This window comes from Nocardioides humi (assembly GCF_006494775.1).
GTDB lineage: Bacteria > Actinomycetota > Actinomycetes > Propionibacteriales > Nocardioidaceae > Nocardioides > Nocardioides humi.
Window position 1 is genome coordinate 3354384 of record NZ_CP041146.1, and the last position, 15197, is coordinate 3369580.

13 protein-coding genes and 1 pseudogene are annotated in these 15197 nt (G+C 75.0%); 8 read left to right on the forward strand and 6 right to left on the reverse strand.

The window, feature by feature from the left end; genetic code table 11:
- Window positions 1-18: 18 nt before the first annotated feature.
- Entirely contained in the window at window positions 19-1209 is a 1191-nt protein-coding gene (locus FIV44_RS16460; RefSeq protein ID WP_141005376.1) for a RimK family alpha-L-glutamate ligase, read from the forward strand.
- Here the strand turns inward: FIV44_RS16460 and FIV44_RS16465 are convergent.
- The gene (locus FIV44_RS16465) at window positions 1197-2009 is read right to left on the reverse strand and encodes a helix-turn-helix transcriptional regulator (RefSeq protein ID WP_141005377.1); all 813 of its coding nucleotides are present in this window, start codon (window positions 2007-2009) and stop codon (window positions 1197-1199) included. The two genes, FIV44_RS16460 and FIV44_RS16465, sit on opposite strands and share 13 nt — an antisense overlap.
- 134 nt (window positions 2010-2143) lie before the next feature.
- Here FIV44_RS16465 and FIV44_RS16470 point away from each other — a divergent pair, with 134 nt between their 5' ends.
- The 4 genes and pseudogenes from FIV44_RS16470 (at window position 2144) to FIV44_RS16485 (ending at window position 5252) form a co-directional block, all read left to right on the forward strand.
- Window positions 2144-2797 carry a hypothetical protein gene (locus tag FIV44_RS16470; protein ID WP_141005378.1) on the forward strand — a complete coding sequence of 218 codons (654 nt, stop codon included), beginning with the start codon at window positions 2144-2146 and terminating at the stop codon, window positions 2795-2797.
- Window positions 2798-2845: 48 nt separating this feature from the next.
- A pseudogene (locus tag FIV44_RS16475) lies at window positions 2846-3606 on the forward strand (enoyl-CoA hydratase-related protein).
- A gap of 102 nt (window positions 3607-3708) precedes the next feature.
- On the forward strand, window positions 3709-4530 hold the full coding sequence (locus FIV44_RS16480) for an NHL repeat-containing protein (RefSeq protein ID WP_141005379.1): 822 nt from the start codon (window positions 3709-3711) through the stop codon (window positions 4528-4530).
- A gap of 98 nt (window positions 4531-4628) precedes the next feature.
- On the forward strand, window positions 4629-5252 hold the full coding sequence (locus FIV44_RS16485; protein WP_141005380.1) for a hypothetical protein: 624 nt from the start codon (window positions 4629-4631) through the stop codon (window positions 5250-5252).
- Here FIV44_RS16485 and FIV44_RS16490 read toward each other — a convergent pair.
- From FIV44_RS16490 to FIV44_RS16505, 4 genes are all read right to left on the reverse strand, one after another.
- Entirely contained in the window at window positions 5239-5946 is a 708-nt protein-coding gene (locus tag FIV44_RS16490) for a hypothetical protein (protein ID WP_141005381.1), read from the reverse strand. The genes FIV44_RS16485 and FIV44_RS16490 overlap by 14 nt on opposite strands.
- Complete coding sequence (locus tag FIV44_RS16495) at window positions 5943-6476, reverse strand: SigE family RNA polymerase sigma factor (RefSeq protein ID WP_141005382.1); 534 nt, start codon at window positions 6474-6476, stop codon at window positions 5943-5945. Before FIV44_RS16495 ends, FIV44_RS16490 begins: the two co-directional genes overlap by 4 nt.
- Window positions 6477-6585: 109 nt before the next feature.
- Entirely contained in the window at window positions 6586-7212 is a 627-nt protein-coding gene (locus tag FIV44_RS16500; protein ID WP_141005383.1) for a hypothetical protein, read from the reverse strand.
- On the reverse strand, window positions 7209-8555 hold the full coding sequence (locus FIV44_RS16505; RefSeq protein ID WP_141005384.1) for a sigma-70 family RNA polymerase sigma factor: 1347 nt from the start codon (window positions 8553-8555) through the stop codon (window positions 7209-7211). Before FIV44_RS16505 ends, FIV44_RS16500 begins: the two co-directional genes overlap by 4 nt.
- 190 nt (window positions 8556-8745) lie before the next feature.
- On the opposite strand from FIV44_RS16505, the gene FIV44_RS16510 reads away from it, so the two are divergent.
- A complete protein-coding gene (locus tag FIV44_RS16510; RefSeq protein ID WP_141005385.1) occupies window positions 8746-11205 on the forward strand; it encodes a helix-turn-helix transcriptional regulator in 2460 nt (819 codons plus the stop codon).
- A gap of 68 nt (window positions 11206-11273) precedes the next feature.
- Window positions 11274-12155, forward strand: coding sequence for a TIGR03619 family F420-dependent LLM class oxidoreductase (locus tag FIV44_RS16515; RefSeq protein WP_219996043.1), 882 nt, complete (start codon window positions 11274-11276; stop codon window positions 12153-12155).
- 7 nt (window positions 12156-12162) lie between these two features.
- Here the strand turns inward: FIV44_RS16515 and FIV44_RS16520 are convergent, their stop codons facing one another.
- Window positions 12163-12789 (reverse strand): TetR/AcrR family transcriptional regulator, encoded by a 627-nt coding sequence (locus FIV44_RS16520; protein WP_141005386.1) that lies wholly within the window; start codon window positions 12787-12789, stop codon window positions 12163-12165.
- 159 nt (window positions 12790-12948) lie between these two features.
- Here FIV44_RS16520 and FIV44_RS16525 point away from each other — a divergent pair, with 159 nt between their 5' ends.
- Window positions 12949-15183: a HelD family protein gene (locus FIV44_RS16525; protein ID WP_141005387.1), complete on the forward strand. Its 2235-nt coding sequence runs from the start codon at window positions 12949-12951 to the stop codon at window positions 15181-15183.
- Window positions 15184-15197 lie beyond the last annotated feature (14 nt).

Below are 15197 nucleotides of genomic sequence, written 5' to 3' on the forward strand. Positions count from 1 at the left end.
AATCCAATCAGGTCGGGAATGAAGCTCGCGATCCTCTCCCGCGCTCCGCGGTCCTACAGCACCCAGCGCCTGCGCACCGCCGCCCTCGACCGGGGGCACCAGGTGAAGGTGCTCAACACCCTGCGCTTCGCCATCGACCTGTCGAGCGACGAGCCGGACCTGCAGTTCCGCGGCAAGCAGCTGTCGGACTACGACGCCGTGCTGCCGCGGATCGGGAACTCGATCACCTACTTCGGTACGGCGGTCGTGCGGCAGTTCGAGCAGATGGACGTCTACACGCCCAACACCGCCAACGGGATCGCCAACTCCCGCGACAAGCTGCGCGCCACCCAGATCCTGTCGCGGCACAACATCGGCATGCCGGCGACGACCTTCGTCCGGGACCGGGCCGACGTGATCCCCGCGATCGAGCGGGTCGGCGGTGCCCCCGTCGTGATCAAGCTGCTGGAGGGGACCCAGGGCATCGGCGTCATCCTCGCACCCAGCATCAAGGTCGCCGAGGCGATCATCGAGACCCTGCAGAGCACCAAGCAGCAGGTCCTCATCCAGCGCTTCGTCAAGGAGTCGCGCGGCCGGGACGTGCGGGCGCTCGTCGTCGGCGACCGCGTGGTCGCGGCGATGCGCCGGGTCGCGCAGGGCGACGAGTTCCGCTCCAACGTCCACCGCGGCGGCAGCGTCGAGCGGGTCGACCTCGACCCGGCGTACGAGCAGGTCGCCGTCCGCGCCGCCCAGATCATGGGCCTCAAGGTCGCCGGCGTCGACATGCTCGAGGGCAACGACGGCCCGCTGGTCATGGAGGTCAACTCCTCGCCCGGCCTGGAGGGCGTCGAGACCGCCACCAAGCTCGACGTCGCCGGCGCGATCATCGACTACATCGACAACCAGGTCGCCTTCCCCCAGATCGACGTGCGCGAGCGACTGTCGGTCTCGACCGGGTACGGCGTCGCCGAGCTCGTCGTCCACGGCGACGCCGATCTCGTGGGCAAGTCCCTCGGCGACTCGGGCCTGCGCGACCGCGACATCACCGTGCTCACCCTGCACCGCGGCACCACCGTGATCCCGAACCCGTTCCCCCACCACGTGCTGGAGGCCGAGGACCGGCTGCTGTGCTTCGGCAAGCTGGAGGAGATGCGCTCGATGATCCCCGCCCGTCCCCGCCGCCGGGCCCGGGTCAAGAAGCTGCCGAAGCAGCCCATTCACGAGGCCTGATCGGCCTCGCCGACGTCCCCGGCGTCTCCGGCATCGAGCCGGGCGTCCCGCCACACGACACCGAGCTCGAACCTGGATCGCACGCCGTGGTGCGCCATCGCCTCGGCGAAGCGGCGCTGCACGGTGCGGTACGAGATGCCCTGGGCGGTCGCGATGGCCTTGTCGCTCAGGCCCAGGGAGGCCAGGCGCAGGGTGTCGGCCCAGTCCGGCGAGCTGGCGCGGTACGGCGTCGCCGCGGTCCAGGTCGGCTCGAGCAGTGCGGCGAGCGCCGTGCTGATCGCGACGTCCCGGATCACCGCGATGCTGGTCGGGGGATGCTCGCCCCAGACGAGCGGCACGGCGGACAGGACGCCGGCGTCGGCGTACAGCCAGGACGGCACGTCGGGATGCAACCGGACCTCCATCCCGGCGGCGACGAGGCGGTCGACGACGGCGTGGTCGTCCTCGTCGGCGACCGCGCCGGCGCCGATGATCGCCCGGGGCGCGAACGTGCTGGTGAAAGGCGCCGGCTCGCGGAAGGGCTCGGTCGCGGCGTGCGCCTCCGCGGCGATGTGGGCCCGTACGACGGTCAGGTCGGGGTAGCAGTTGATGGGCGCGACGGGCCGCACCGTCGCGGCGTAGCGGCCCCAGGCCGCCCACTGGCTCTCGGAGCCGTGGATGATCTCGACGGGCACGCTCTCGTGGCTGGCGAGCAGCTGCGCCTCGATCGCGCGGGGCAGGCCGGCCACGGCCTCGGCGGCGGCGTGGAGGGTGGCGGCGAGGCTGGCCGGGTCCGGGACGGACGGCGGGCTGCTGGTCACCCGCCGATTGTCCCCCGGCCCGGGGGCCGCCGCTCCTCGGCGGTGGAGCGGCGGCGTGGCGCAGGTGGTCGTTGGCGCATCTGCGCCACCGCGGGCGGGCCCGGGCAGGCCCGGAGGCGGAGAGGATCGGCGCCATGCCTGCTCTCGCCCGCCGCCTGCTCTCCGGGATCGCACCGGCGGCGCTGCTGCTCGCGGCGTGCGCGCCGGAGGGGGAGTCGGAGCCGGCGCGGGGCGGGGACCCGCCGCCGGCGTCCGACGAGGCCGAGCCCGGCTCGCCGTCCGGCTCGCCGTCCGGCTCGCCGTCCGACGAGGCGCTCGCCGACGCGGTGGCCTGTCTCCAGGGCGACTGGGCCGAGGACATGGACAACCTGCTCGCCCAGTGGCGGTCCTGGTCGCCGTCGGGCCAGGGCCTCCCCGTCACTGGTGTCGACGGCCGGAACACGCTCACGGTCACGGGGACGTCGATGACCTACGCCGTGGACAGCGTCGTCACGACCGAGGCGCCGGCGAGCCGGGGCGTCACCGTGACGGGCGAGGCGGTGACGTCGGGCTCGGCGGTGCTCGCGTACGAGGTGCGGAGCCCCACGGCCATCACGGTCGGGCCGGTCACCGAGCAGAGCGTCACCTCGGTCACCCGGGTCCTCATCGACGGCCGCGTCTCCAGCGAGACCCCGATCCCCTGGGACGGCGGGATCGAGGGCGACGCGATCTGGTGGTGCGACGAGGACTCCCTCTCGCTCGAGCCGTCCGTCAGCGGCTGGATCCACCTGTTCGCCCGGGTGGACTGACGCGACGGACGCGACGGACCGGCTCCGGCATCCGGCAGGATGGCCCGCATGACTGACGCACCCGCCGAGCTGGTCCACCTCGACGTCGCCGACGGCATCGCGACGATCACCCTCGACTCGCCCCACAACCGCAACGCGCTCTCGCGCCAGCTGGTCACCGAGCTGGTCGGCCACCTCACGACGGTGGAGTCGGCGGCCGACGTACGCGTGGTCGTGCTGAGGTCGTCGGGGCGCGTGTTCTGCTCGGGGCGGACCTGTCCGAGGCGTCGACGGTGCCGATGCAGGAGGGGGCGCGCGCGATCGTCGCGCTCCAGCGCCAGATCGTCGCCCTCCCGAAGCCTGTCGTGACGGTCGTCGAGGGCGCGGCCCGGGCCGGCGGCATCGGCATCGTGGCGGCCTCCGATGTCGTCGTGGTCGCCGAGGACGCGACCTTCGCGCTCACCGAGGTCAAGCTCGGCCTCACCCCGGCCGTCATCTCCCTCACCGTCTTCCCCCGCCTCACGCCCCGTGGCCTGGCCTGGACCGCGCTCGGCGGCGAGGTCTTCAGCGGCGCCGAGGCCGCCGACTACGGCCTCGCGACCTTCGCGGCTCCGGCCGCGGACCTGCAGGCGAGGGTCGACGAGGTGGTCGGCAAGCTCGTCACCGGCGCCGCCCAGGGCCTGCGCGAGACCAAGCGACTGCTCGCCGCCGACCTCCTCGAGCGGATCGACGCGAAGGGCGAGGAGCTGGTCGAGCTCAGCGCCCGCCTGTTCGGCTCCGACGAGGCCCGGGAGGCGATGACCGCCTTCCTGACCCGCAAGAAGGCCTGACCGGGCGGCCGAGGTTTCGGTCGCCGCGCGCAGGGGTACCCGCTCGCGGCAACTGTCGTCTTCTACGCCACCGAGTGGATCTACTCGACGGCGGCCGCGGAGGTGCCCTCGGCGGTCGCGACCGACGCCGCCGGGCGCGTCTACACGATCGGGTCCAACGCGGGCTACGGCGACGACAACTCCACCGTCCGGCTCTATGACGCCAACGGCGGCCTGGTGTCGGCCTGGGAGGTGCCCTTCCCCAACATCGGCGACCTGACCGTCGACGCCGCGGGCAACGTCCACATCGCCGACTACTCCGGCAGCATCGTGGCCGACATCCCCGCCGCCGTCTACGTGTTCACGCCGGCGGGCACGTACCTCCGCGCCTACGCGATGCGGCCGTGCTGCGACGTCACCGAGGCCGCGGGCGGCGTCGGGATCGGGCCCAACGGCCGCTCGTACGTCGCGAGCCCGACCAGCGACCAGGTCGTCGTCTTCAACGCCGACGGCAGCCGCTACAAGGCGTCCAGCGGATCGGGTACGGCGCCCGGCAAGCTCAAGTCGCCCTGGGGGCTGGACGTGGCGCCCGACGGAAGCGTCGTGGTGGCCGACCGCGAGAACTCCCGGGTGCAGGTGTTCACCCTGGCCGGGGGCTACCTCGGCACGATCACCGCGACCACCAAGCGCGGCGGGTTCACCATGAAGACCACCGCGCTCGCCTTCGGCCCCGGCCAGGAGCTGTACGTCAGCGGGACGCTGTACCCCTTCGAGAACGGCATCGCCAAGTACGTCCCGGCCGGCGTCGGCTCCGGCGGGGCGAAGGTGAAGGCGCCGAAGAAGGGCGTCAAGGTCGCGAAGAGGAAGGTGGTGCGCAAGAAGGCCGTCACCAAGGCGGTCGTCACCGTGACGGGCGGTGCCAAGAAGGTGAAGATCCGGCGCTGAGCCCCCGGTCCGCCGAGCCTGCCGTGCGCGGAGCCGGCCCGGACGGGGTTTGCGTCGGGCCGATCCGGAGCATGTGCCAGGGCGGAGGTGGAGGGGACATGGACAAGACGAAGCGGACGATCCTGGCGGCCGGCGTGGCCGTCCTCGCCCTCGGGGCGACCGTCCTGCCGGGCGGACCGGCGGCGCGGGCGGAGACAGGGGCGGAGGCGACGGCCCGGGCGGGAGCCCCGGACGAGGCCTGCATCCTGCGCGCGGCGACCGGCGAGATGAGGTGCTACCCGAGCGCGGACGCCCTGCTCGAGGCGGTGACGGGTCGGCCGGTCAGCGGACGCACGACCGCCGACCTCGCCGAGCCGGCGACGATCGCGTCGATCGAGGCGGGCCTGGAGCGCCAGGCCCGGTCCGAGCGGGTCGCCGGGCGGCCCACGGCCGCGCTCGCGTCGGTCGTGACGGCGATCTTCTACGACGGCACGTTCGGCACCGGCGCCTCGCTGGTCATGGAGGCGCCGAGCGGCTGCGACGACGACCCGGGTGTCGAGTGGGCCTGGTCGACGCTGACCCCGGCCTGGCGCAACCGGATCCACTCGGGCACCGGCTACAGCAAGTGCGACTTCAAGGTGTGGGACCAGGCCGGGTACGCCGGCGCGTCGTACGGCTGGGTCTCCGGCTCCGGCTCGTTCGGTGCGATGGGCGGCCGGGCGGAGTCGGTCAAGATGCGCTAGGGGTGCTCGGGCCGCTGCTCGGGCCGCTGCTCGGGCCGCTGCTCGGGCCGGTCTCGGCGCCGGTGACCTGGGCGGTGCGGAAGGTCAGCTGCGAGGGCGCGCCGGCGTCGGTGCAGGCCGGTGTCTCGGTCGCGCCGTCGGGCGCGAGGTCCGCCCGTCCCCCGTCGGCGAAGGAGACCCGGACCGAGGTAGGCGCCGGGTGGCACCAGTTGCTCCAGGTCGCGTTGACGAGGGCGCGCTGCCCCGGCCCGACGGCCACCGGGGCGAACCCGTCGGGGACGACGGCGGTCGCGGCGTCGGGGCCCGTCCCGATGTCGATCCGGGCGCCCGGGCCGAGGGTGCAGGCCCGGTCCCCGGTGGCGGGCAGGTCGATCAGCAGGGTGAGGAACCGCGGGGCGGTGGTGTCGGGGTCGTCGACGGTGGTGATGGCCATGCTGGTGAGCGTCGCCGCGGCGCAGGCGGGCGGGGGCGTCGGCGCGGCCGGGTCGGGTGCGACGTCGGGATCCTGCAGCAGCAGGGTGCCGGCGGCCCCGAGCCCGGCGACGGCGCACGCCGCCGCTGCGAGGCCGGCCGCCCGGCGCCGCCGGTGCCGGCGGAAGGCGCCCTCGACCCGGGTGACCATGTCCGGCACGTGGGGGACCGGCACGCCGCCGCCGCGGACGAACGCGCGCAGCTGCTCCTCGACGTCGCTCATCCGCCCGACCTCCCCACGGCCCCCTCGTCGGTGCTGTCCCCGGTGCTGTCCCCGGTCCCCTCGCTCACGCCGAGCAGCCGGCGCAGGGTGACCATGCCGCGGCTGGCCTGGCTCTTGACCGTGCCGGGGCGGCAGGCGAGCACCTCGGCGATCTCCTTCTCGGAGCAGTCCTCGTAGTAGCGCAGCACCAGCACGGCACGCTGGCGTGGCGGGAGCTGCTGCAGGGCGGCCCAGAGTTCGGACTCCCAGGCCGGGCGCGGCTCGTCGCCCGCGCGCTCGTGGGGCTCGGCGCGCAGCACCTCGCGGCGGTCGCGCTTGCTGCGGCTCCACCACAGCCGGGTCATGGTGCGGCGGGCGTAGGCGTCCTGGTGCTCGACCTCGCGCACGTGCCGCCACCGCCGGCCCAGCCGCAGGAAGGTCTCCTGGGCGAGGTCGGCGGCCGTGTGCGGGTCGCCTCCGGTCAGGAGCATGCCGTAGCGCAGGAGGCCGTTCTGCTTCGCCGCGACGAAGTCGGCGAAATCGGCATCCACGCGCCGCTCACCCCCTCCCGAGACTCCCGAGACCTCTCATCCACGACTACCCCAAGGGCCGTCGTACCCCTGAGGGTTGCATCCCGGCGCCGAAAGCTGGCAGCCGGCGTCAGTACGTCGCGCTGTCGTGCTGCGTCCCGTCCGAGGAGAGGGCGACGCTGCCGGTCGGCGGCGATCCGACGTCCATCGGGGTCATCGTGATCGTGAGGTCCGGCGGCGCCGTCCCCGCGTAGTCGAACCGGCAGCTCAGCACGAAGGCTTCGACCGGGGGATCGGCATCGGGGTCGGGGCCGGGTAGAAGGTACTCGGAGCCTGCACCGATCTGCGTCGTGCCACCCTGGTCCCAGCAGGTCCAGCCGGCGCCGGTCACGCCGCCGGCGGGCACCAGCGTGTCGGAGCCCATCGTGAGGTCGGCGGTGACCTGGTAGCCCGCGGCGCCGGACGCGGTGACCGGGACCGTCAGCCGCCAGTCGCCGCCGCCGAGGTCGGTGACGCTCAGCGAGCCGAGGGCCGGGCAGGCGTAGTAGGCGCCGAGGTCGCCGCTGAACCGGTCCTGGGCCCCGGACGCGAGGACGTAGCCGCTGCGCGGCGTGCCCCGCACCTCCCAGGCGCCCTGCTGCCCGTCGCCCTGGGTGAGCTGGTAGTCGACGCCCTCGGTCTGCGGCATCGCGAGCGAGCCGTAGCTGCCGCAGCCGCCGATCGCCGTGGCGGTCGGCGCCGTCGGGCGTACGGTCACCGCACCCGGCCGGGGGTCGTCCCGAGCGCGCCGGGACCGGCGGCGGCCGCGGCCGCGCTGCCGGCGGCCTGACCGGACGCCGGCGACGCCGGCGACCCGTCGTCCGTGGAGGTGCCCGCGTCGGTGGTGGGTGCGAGCGGATCGGTCACCGGCGCCGGCCGGCCGGTGGGGTCCTCGCCGGGGGTGGGCTCCGCGGTCGGCGTCCCCGGCCCGGTCGTGGCGGCGGCCGTCGGCCGACCCGCGGCCGCGGTGTCGTCGATGTCGTCGGGGTCGCCGGAGCCGTCGACGAGCCACCAGGTCACCAGGACCACGGCCAGCACGAGCGCCGCGGCGCTCAGCGCGATGAGGGCGATGCCGCCGGCGCCGAGCCCGCCGCCGGTCGCGGCCACCCCGCGGCCGGTGAGCAGCCGGAGGGCGCGCCCGGGGCCGGCCGGGCGCCGGGGCGCCGGCGTACCCCTGGCGGCGGCTGCCGCTCCCGTCGCCCCGACCGCCGCCCCGGCGGCCGCCGGGGCCGCCGTCGCTCCGGTCGCGCCCGGTGTCGAGGAGCCGCCGGGGGAGCCGCCGGCGTCGAGCAGTCTGGCGCCCGCACCGCCGAGCAGGAGGACGGGCACGACCAGGCCGGCGAGCTTCTTGTTGACCTGCTGCAGGTCGGCAGCGGCCGCGGCGCAGCCGGCGCAGCCCGCCAGGTGGGCGTCGAGCTTGGCGCCGGCGCGCGGGCTGAGGCCGCCGCGGACGTACGTGCCGAGCCGCTGGCGCACCCACGCGCACGGCCGGCTGTCGGCGCCGGAGGGGAGGTGGTGCTCCAGGTAGGCGACCTTCAGGCCCTCCCGGGCGCGGTAGGCCATCGACGACACCGCCGCCGGCGACATGCTCAGCATCGTCGCGACCTCCGGCACCTGGTGGCCCTCGACCTCGAGGTGCCACAGCACCGTGCGCCAGCGGTCGGGCAGGCTGCCGAGCGCCGCGACGGCGGCGCCCTCGTCGAGCTCCTGGACCAGCTCCTCCACCGTCTCGGTCGGGCCCTCCAGCAGCCACGGCTCGTCGGAGACCGGCGCCTCGCGCCCGGCGCGCCGCAGGAGGTCGCGGTGCCGGTTGCGGATGGTCGCGAACAGGTAGCCGCGGAAGTTCGTGGCCGGCCCGTTGCCCTCCCGGATCTGCGCGAGCACCCGGGCGAACGCGTCGGCCACCAGGTCCTCGGCCGCCGACGGGCCGGCCAGGATCACGGCCAGGCGCCGCGCGGAGCCGACGTTGTCGGCGTACAGCGCCTCGAGCGCCACGGCGTCGCCGGCGTGGGCACGGCGCAGCAGGGCGCTCTCGTCGGAGGGCAATCGTTCCGTCGTCATGGTCCGCGGGTTGTGGAGAGGGAGTGGCAAGGAGGCTACCGCCGGACCGGCCCCGGCCGCCTCTCCAGGGTGCTGTGCGAAATCTCCCGCGAAATCCCGTCATGAGCGCGAGCGCCGATGCGTCTTGCTTCCCGAACTGCACTGCGAACCGGGGGGAACGCGTGCGCCGTACTCACGATGGGGCTCACCGATGGCGCATTCTCCGGGCGCGACCAGCGCATCCTCCCGACCGCTCGCGACCCTCCACCGGTCACGGCTGCTGGACCTGGTGGCGAGCGGCGCCACGCCCGTGACGGTGCTGCAGGCGCCGTCGGGCTTCGGCAAGACCACCCTGCTGCGGCAGTGGATCGCCGCCCGGCGGGCGGCGGGCGAGGAGCCGTGCTGGGTGGCGCTCGCCGCCGGCGTACCCGAGCTCCCGGACGAGCCGCTGCTCGTCCTCGACGGCTACGAGCGCCTCGGCGCGGCCACGCAGGAGGTGGACGCGATGATCCTGGAGCGGGTCGCGACCAGGCCGGGCGTACGCGTCGTCGTCACGACCCGGGCGGCGACCGGCCTCGCCGATCCCGTCCGTCGGGCGAACGGGACCACGACCGTGATCGGGGAGCGCGACCTCGTGTTCACCGCCGAGGAGACCGAGCGCTTCCTCGCCCAGGACGGCTCCACCACCCGGGCCGAGGCCGGGGTCGTGCACGCCGACACCCGCGGCTTCCCGCTGGCGGTCCGGGCGGCGAGCCTGGCGCTGCGCCCACGCCGTGGCCTCCCCGGACGGAGTACGACGGGCTGGTGGATCATCGTCGCCTGCGACCTGAGCGCCCAGCTGGCCGGCCCGGACACCTGGGAGTTCGTGCGGGACACCTGCGCCGCCCCGCACCTCGACCCGGAGCTCGCCCGCGCGCTGAGCGAGGCACCCGATCCGGCCGTGCTGATGGCCGGGCTCGAGGCGGACGGCTTCGGTCGCTGGGACGTCGATGATGCCGGGCGCCCGGTCTTCCGGATGATCGACGCGCTGCGGGACGCCGCCCGGGCCGAGCTGGTCGCCACCGACCCCGAGCGCTACCGGTGGAGCGCGGGCGTCGCCGCGACCTGGCTGCACGACCGTGGCGACCACGTGCCGGCGCTGGAGCTGGCCGTGGCCGCGGGTCGGTACGAGCTGGCGGGCCGGATCGTGTGCAGCGTGCTCGCCGTCGTACCGGAGAGCCGGGTCGCGGCGCAGGTCGACCTCCATCTGAGCCGGATCCCGCGCTCGGTGGTCGTGCAGAACCCGCGGCTCGCGCTGGCCCGGGCCCTCGTCCTGGCCAGCAACCCGACGACGCGGCACGGCGCCCGGGAGTACTTCCTGCGCGTCGTCGACCAGCCGGCCCTCGACGAGCGCTCCGCCGGGCGCCCGGCCCTGTTCGTCCAGCAGGTGGCGCGGTCGGTGGCGCTGCGCCACGTGGCCCGGTACGCCGACGCCGGCGCGGCCGCCCGGGCGGCGCTGGCCGCCCACGACGAGCTCGAGCCGGGCGACGACCAGCGCCTCGTGGACGTGCGGGCCGGGGCGCTGCGCCACCTCGCCTACTCGCTCTTCCAGGCCGGCGAGGTGGAGCGCGCGCACGCCGTCGCCGCCCGGGCCGTCGCCGCCGCCCAGCGGCCCTGGTCGCGCACCGACACGGCGGCGTACGCCTTCGGGCTCGCGGCCATCGACGGCCGGACCCGGACGGCGAGCGCCACGGCCGCGGCCGCCGTCGGCGAGACCCCCGCCCACGGACTGGCGGTCGTCGGCAACGCGCTGCTGCGGCTGGACCGCTTCGACTTCGCCGGCGCGCTCGCGGAGCACGACGAGGGCGCGTTCCTCGGCACCGGCGAGCTGTGGCCGTTCGTCGCGTGGACCCGGCTGCAGGCCCACCTCGGGCTGGGCGACGTCGGCGCCGAGCTGGAGCGGATCTCCACGGCGCTCCGGTCCCGGCCGGCGCCGCCGGGCGTGGGCCAGAACCTCGGGACCACCGCCCTGCACGGTCTCGTCGCCACCGTCCTGCTGGCCCAGGGCCGTGGCCGCAACGCGGCGCCGCTGCTCCAGGCGGCGACCCGCTGGCCGGGCCAGCTGGCCCCCGCCCTGCTGCTGGACCGCCTGGCCGCCGGCGACGCCCAGGGCGCCCTCGACCTGCTGCCCCGCCTCCAGGTGCAGCCCGGCCACACCGTCCGCTCCCGCGCCGGGACGGCGACCCTCGGCGCCGCCGCGGCGCTGCGTGCGGGATGCACGGAGGCCGCCGGCGCGCTGCTCGACCAGGCCGCCGCCCTGCACGCCGAGCACGGCGTCCGGGCCCACCTCCTGCACGTGCCGGCGGAGGATCTCGCGGCGCTGCGGGACCTCGCCCTGCGCCGGGGCGACGCCGCGGCGTACCTCGGCGACGACGCGATCGGCGCCGCCGGCCGCGCCGTCGGGCTGGACGCGGGGGTCGACGCGGTGCCGCTCACCAGCCAGGAGATCGCGGTGCTGCGGGCCTCCCTCGACCACCCCCGGCGCAGCGAGGTCGCCGCCGCGCTCCACCTGTCGCCGGAGACCGTGAAGTCCCACATGCGCAGCATCTACCGCAAGTGGGGCGTGAACTCGCGTGAGGCGGCCATCGAGCGGGGCATCCAGCTCGCCGTGCTCGGTGGCCCGCGGGTCTAGGGCGTGTCTCCCTAGCGTCCCGATCGGGCACTAGAACATGTTCTAGCAACTCGCCTAGGGTGCTGCCCGTGGACTTCGCCATGGTCACCGCCTACCACCCGATCGACGAGCTGGTGCCGCTGGCGCGGGCCGCCGAGGAGGCCGGGTTCACGGCGCTCAGCCTCGCCGACCACGTCGTCGACCTGGAGACGATCGCGACGCCGTACCCCTACACGCGCGACGGCGGGCGCCGCTGGAAGCCCGACGTCGACTGGCCGGATCCGTGGGTCACGATCGGGGCGCTGTCGCAGGTCACCACCGAGCTGCGGTTCTTCACCTCGATCTACGTCGCGGCGATGCGCAACCCGTTCGTGGTCGCCAAGGCCGTCGGTACGGCGGCCGCGCTGTCGGGCGGCCGGGTCGCGCTCGGCGTGGGCGTCGGCTGGTGCCGCGAGGAGTTCGAGCTGCTGGAGGAGGACTTCGCCACGCGCGGGCGGCGTACCGACGAGGGGCTCGACCTGATGCGCGAGCTGTGGCGGCCGGGCTGGACCGAGTTCGCCGGGGAGTTCTACAGCTGCGAGCGGCTGGTCATGCGGCCGGAGCCGCCCGGCCCGATCCCGGTATGGGTCGGCGGGCTGTCCGAGATCGCGTTCCGCCGCGCCGCGCGCAACGACGGCTGGATCGGCGACCTCGCGACCGTCGACGACGCCGTCGCCATCGGCGAGCGGCTCCGCGGGCTGCGCCGCGACGCGGGCCGGGACCTCGACGAGCCGTTCGCCGTCGTACCGGCCCTGACCGACGCGGTCGTGCCGGAGGACTTCGTCCGCGCGTCCCGCGGCGGCGTCACGATGTGCATGACGATGCCGTGGATGTACTACCACCCGCAGGACGCGTCGCTGGAGCAGAAGCTCGACGGCATCGCGCGGTACGGCGCGGACATCATCGCGCCGACCCGCGCGCTCCTGGCCTGAGCGGGCCTCAGCCCTCGAGGTACGCCGTCAGCATGGTCACGATCGCCCGGTGCGCGCGGTCGAGGTCGATGTCCGTGCCGAGCAGCCGCTCGTTGCGCAGGCTGCGCAGCATCGCGGGCAGCACCTCGGACATCGCGGCCGACCGCTCCTCGTCGAGCCCGGGGCCGTCGATCCCCTCGAAGAAGCGCACGAACGCGCGCGCCGCCAGCTCGTCGAGGTGCCGGATCGAGGCCGCCGTGCGCGGATGGGTCTCCGCCAGGACGTCGAGCGGCCGGGGCAGGGCCCAGCGCATGGTCTCGACGGTGACGGCGTACGGCGACTCGAGCAGCGCGCGGTAGAGGTCGGCGACCTCGGCGACCCGCCCGGCGATGGTCGTGCTCTGCGGCTGGGCCCACAGGTCGGGCCCGGCGTCGAGGATCAGGTCGACCACGGCGGACCAGAAGCCGTCGGAGTCCCCGAACAGGTTCTGCACCGAGCCCCAGCTGAGACCGGCCTCCTTGGCGACCATGTTGATCGACACCGTCTCGGGACGACCGGTACCGAGCATCGCCACCGCGGTGGACAGCAGCTTCTCGCGCGCGGCGACCCCGCGGCGGTTCGGTTTGCGGCCCGTGGGCCCAGGTGTCGTACTCATCGTGTTCCCCCTCGGACACGTGATGCCTCACGGCATCCCCACACACTAGTGCCTGCGATGAGCCTTCGTGATCCGTACTTCCGACGCCTGTAGAGTTGGTGGCTTGCCGCTTTCGTGCGGCCTTCAGGAACGAGTGCGGACGGCAGGTGCATCGGGGCGGTGGCAGACGAGCTGGTGGAGCGCGAGGTCGCAGCAGAGCAGGCCTTCGTCGACCGGGTCTACCGGCAGCTGGAGCAGGCCGGGAAGGCCGCCCAGCAGCTGGCGAAGGAGGGGCATTCCCGCGGCCGGCTCGGCCACGAGGGCGGCCTCGTCGAGCGCGACGCGATGGTCTTCCAGGCCGCCAAGCGGATCGCCCAGCTCGACGCCGCCCACGAGGGCCTGGTGTTCGGGCGCCTCGACCTCGACGCGGCGGTCGATCCCGAGCCGCGGTACGTCGGCCGGATCGGCCTGCGCGACGACGACCACGAGTCGCTGCTGATCGACTGGCGGGCGCCGGCCGCCGCGGTGTTCTACCAGGCCACCGCGGCCGAGCCGCACGACGTGCTCCGCCGCCGGGTGCTGCGCAGCACCGGCCGCCGGGTGGTGGGCGTGGAGGACGAGCTGCTCGACGCCGAGGGCATGGCCGCCGCCGAGGCCGCCGGCCGCGCGCTGCCCATCGTCGGCGAGGGCGCGCTGATGGCGCAGCTCTCCCGCGCCCGCGACCGCTCCATGCACTCCATCGTCGCGACCATCCAGGCCGAGCAGGACAGGGCGATCCGCGCTCCGTCCAAGGGCGTCGTGAGCATCTCCGGCGGTCCCGGCACCGGCAAGACGGTCGTCGCGCTGCACCGGGCGGCGTACCTCCTCTACACCGACCGGCAGCGCTACGAGCGCGGCGGCGTCCTGGTCGTCGGCCCGTCCGGCGTCTTCATGCGCTACATCGAGCGGGTGCTGCCGTCGCTCGGCGAGACCGCGGTCGCGCTGCGCAGCCTCGGCGAGGTGGTCGACGAGGTGCGGGCGACCCGCCACGACGAGCCGGCCGTCGCCGACGTGAAGGGCTCGGCGCGGATGGCCGAGCTGATGCGGCGTACGGCGCGCCAGCAGGCGCCCGGCAGCCCGCGGGAGTACCGCGTGTTCTGGCGCGACGAGCGACTGGTCCTCGACCGCGGCCGGCTCGGCCAGATCCGGCGCCAGCTGATGTCCCAGGGGCTGCGCAACAAGCAGCTGCCACGGGTCTCGAACGCCCTGCTCGACGCGCTCTGGCGGCAGGTCCGCGGCGAGCGCGGCCGCGAGCAGGGGCGGGAGCGGTTCAACGAGGAGCTGCTCTCGCGCGACGACTTCCTCGACTTCGCGCTCGCCTGGTGGCCGCCTCTCGACGCCGCGACCGTGCTCTGCTGGCTGCGGGATCCCGAGCTGCTCGCCCGGGTCGGCGACGGCGTGCTGTCCGGCGAGGAGCAGCGGCTGCTGCTCAAGACCTGGGCCGGCCTCGACCCGGCCCGCCCGATCAGCGGCCAGATCTCGATCGAGGACGTCCCGCTGCTCGACGAGCTGCGCTACGCCCTCGGCGACGTGCCGGCCAAGGCCGACGACGAGCGCGACGACCCGCTGGCCCTGATCGAGGGCGCGGTCGACATCCAGGAGCTGATGACCGCCGCGGACCGCGAGTTCGCGCCGTCCGGCCGGGCCTGGCGCCCGCCGGTCTCGAGCATCGAGGACGACGGCTACGCCCATGTCCTCGTCGACGAGGCGCAGGACCTCACCCCCATGCAGTGGCGGATGGTCGGCCGCCGGGGCCGCACCGCCTCCTGGACCATCGTCGGCGACCCGGCGCAGTCGTCGTGGCCCCGGCCCGCGGAGGCGGAGGCGGCGCGCGCGGAGGCGCTCGAGCGCAAGCAGGTCCACTCCTTCCACCTGTCGACCAACTACCGCAACTCCGCGGAGATCTACGCCCACGCCGCGGCGTACGCCGAGCGGGTCGGCCTCGACGCCGACCTGCCCGACGCCGTACGCCGCACCGGGTCGGAGCCCGTGGTCGTCGAGCTGCCCGTCGGTGCCGGCGCCGCCGAGCTCGAGGCCGCGACCCGCCGGGCCGTGCTGGACGTGGCCGGCCAGGTGTCCGGCACGGTCGGCATCGTCGTACCCGTCGCCCGGCGCTCGGAGGTCAACGCCTGGCTCGCCTCCTGGCCCGAGCTCGCCGCCGACGCCTCCGGTGCCCGCGCCGCGATCGACTCCTCCGTCGCCCCCTCGGGCGAGGACCGGGTCGTGGTCCTCACCGGCCTCGACACCAAGGGCCTGGAGTTCGACGGCATCGTGGTCGTCCGCCCCCAGGAGATCGAGGACGAGTCCGCCACCGGCCGGGCCACCCTGTACGTCGTGCTGACCCGCGCGACGCAGCTCCTCACCACCGTGGGCTGAGTCCGGGCCGGGGT

What these genes read in the sequence shown, in the direction of transcription:
- FIV44_RS16460 (WP_141005376.1), top strand. Translation starts at nt 19, where the DNA reads ATGAAGCTCGCGATCCTCTCCCGCGCTCCGCGGTCCTACAGCACCCAG.
- FIV44_RS16470 (WP_141005378.1), top strand. Translation starts at nt 2,144, where the DNA reads ATGCCTGCTCTCGCCCGCCGCCTGCTCTCCGGGATCGCACCGGCGGCG.
- FIV44_RS16485 (WP_141005380.1), top strand. Translation starts at nt 4,629, where the DNA reads ATGGACAAGACGAAGCGGACGATCCTGGCGGCCGGCGTGGCCGTCCTC.
- FIV44_RS16490 (WP_141005381.1), bottom strand. Translation starts at nt 5,946, where the DNA reads ATGAGCGACGTCGAGGAGCAGCTGCGCGCGTTCGTCCGCGGCGGCGGC.
- FIV44_RS16505 (WP_141005384.1), bottom strand. Translation starts at nt 8,555, where the DNA reads ATGACGACGGAACGATTGCCCTCCGACGAGAGCGCCCTGCTGCGCCGT.
- FIV44_RS16510 (WP_141005385.1), top strand. Translation starts at nt 8,746, where the DNA reads ATGGCGCATTCTCCGGGCGCGACCAGCGCATCCTCCCGACCGCTCGCG.
- FIV44_RS16520 (WP_141005386.1), bottom strand. Translation starts at nt 12,789, where the DNA reads ATGAGTACGACACCTGGGCCCACGGGCCGCAAACCGAACCGCCGCGGG.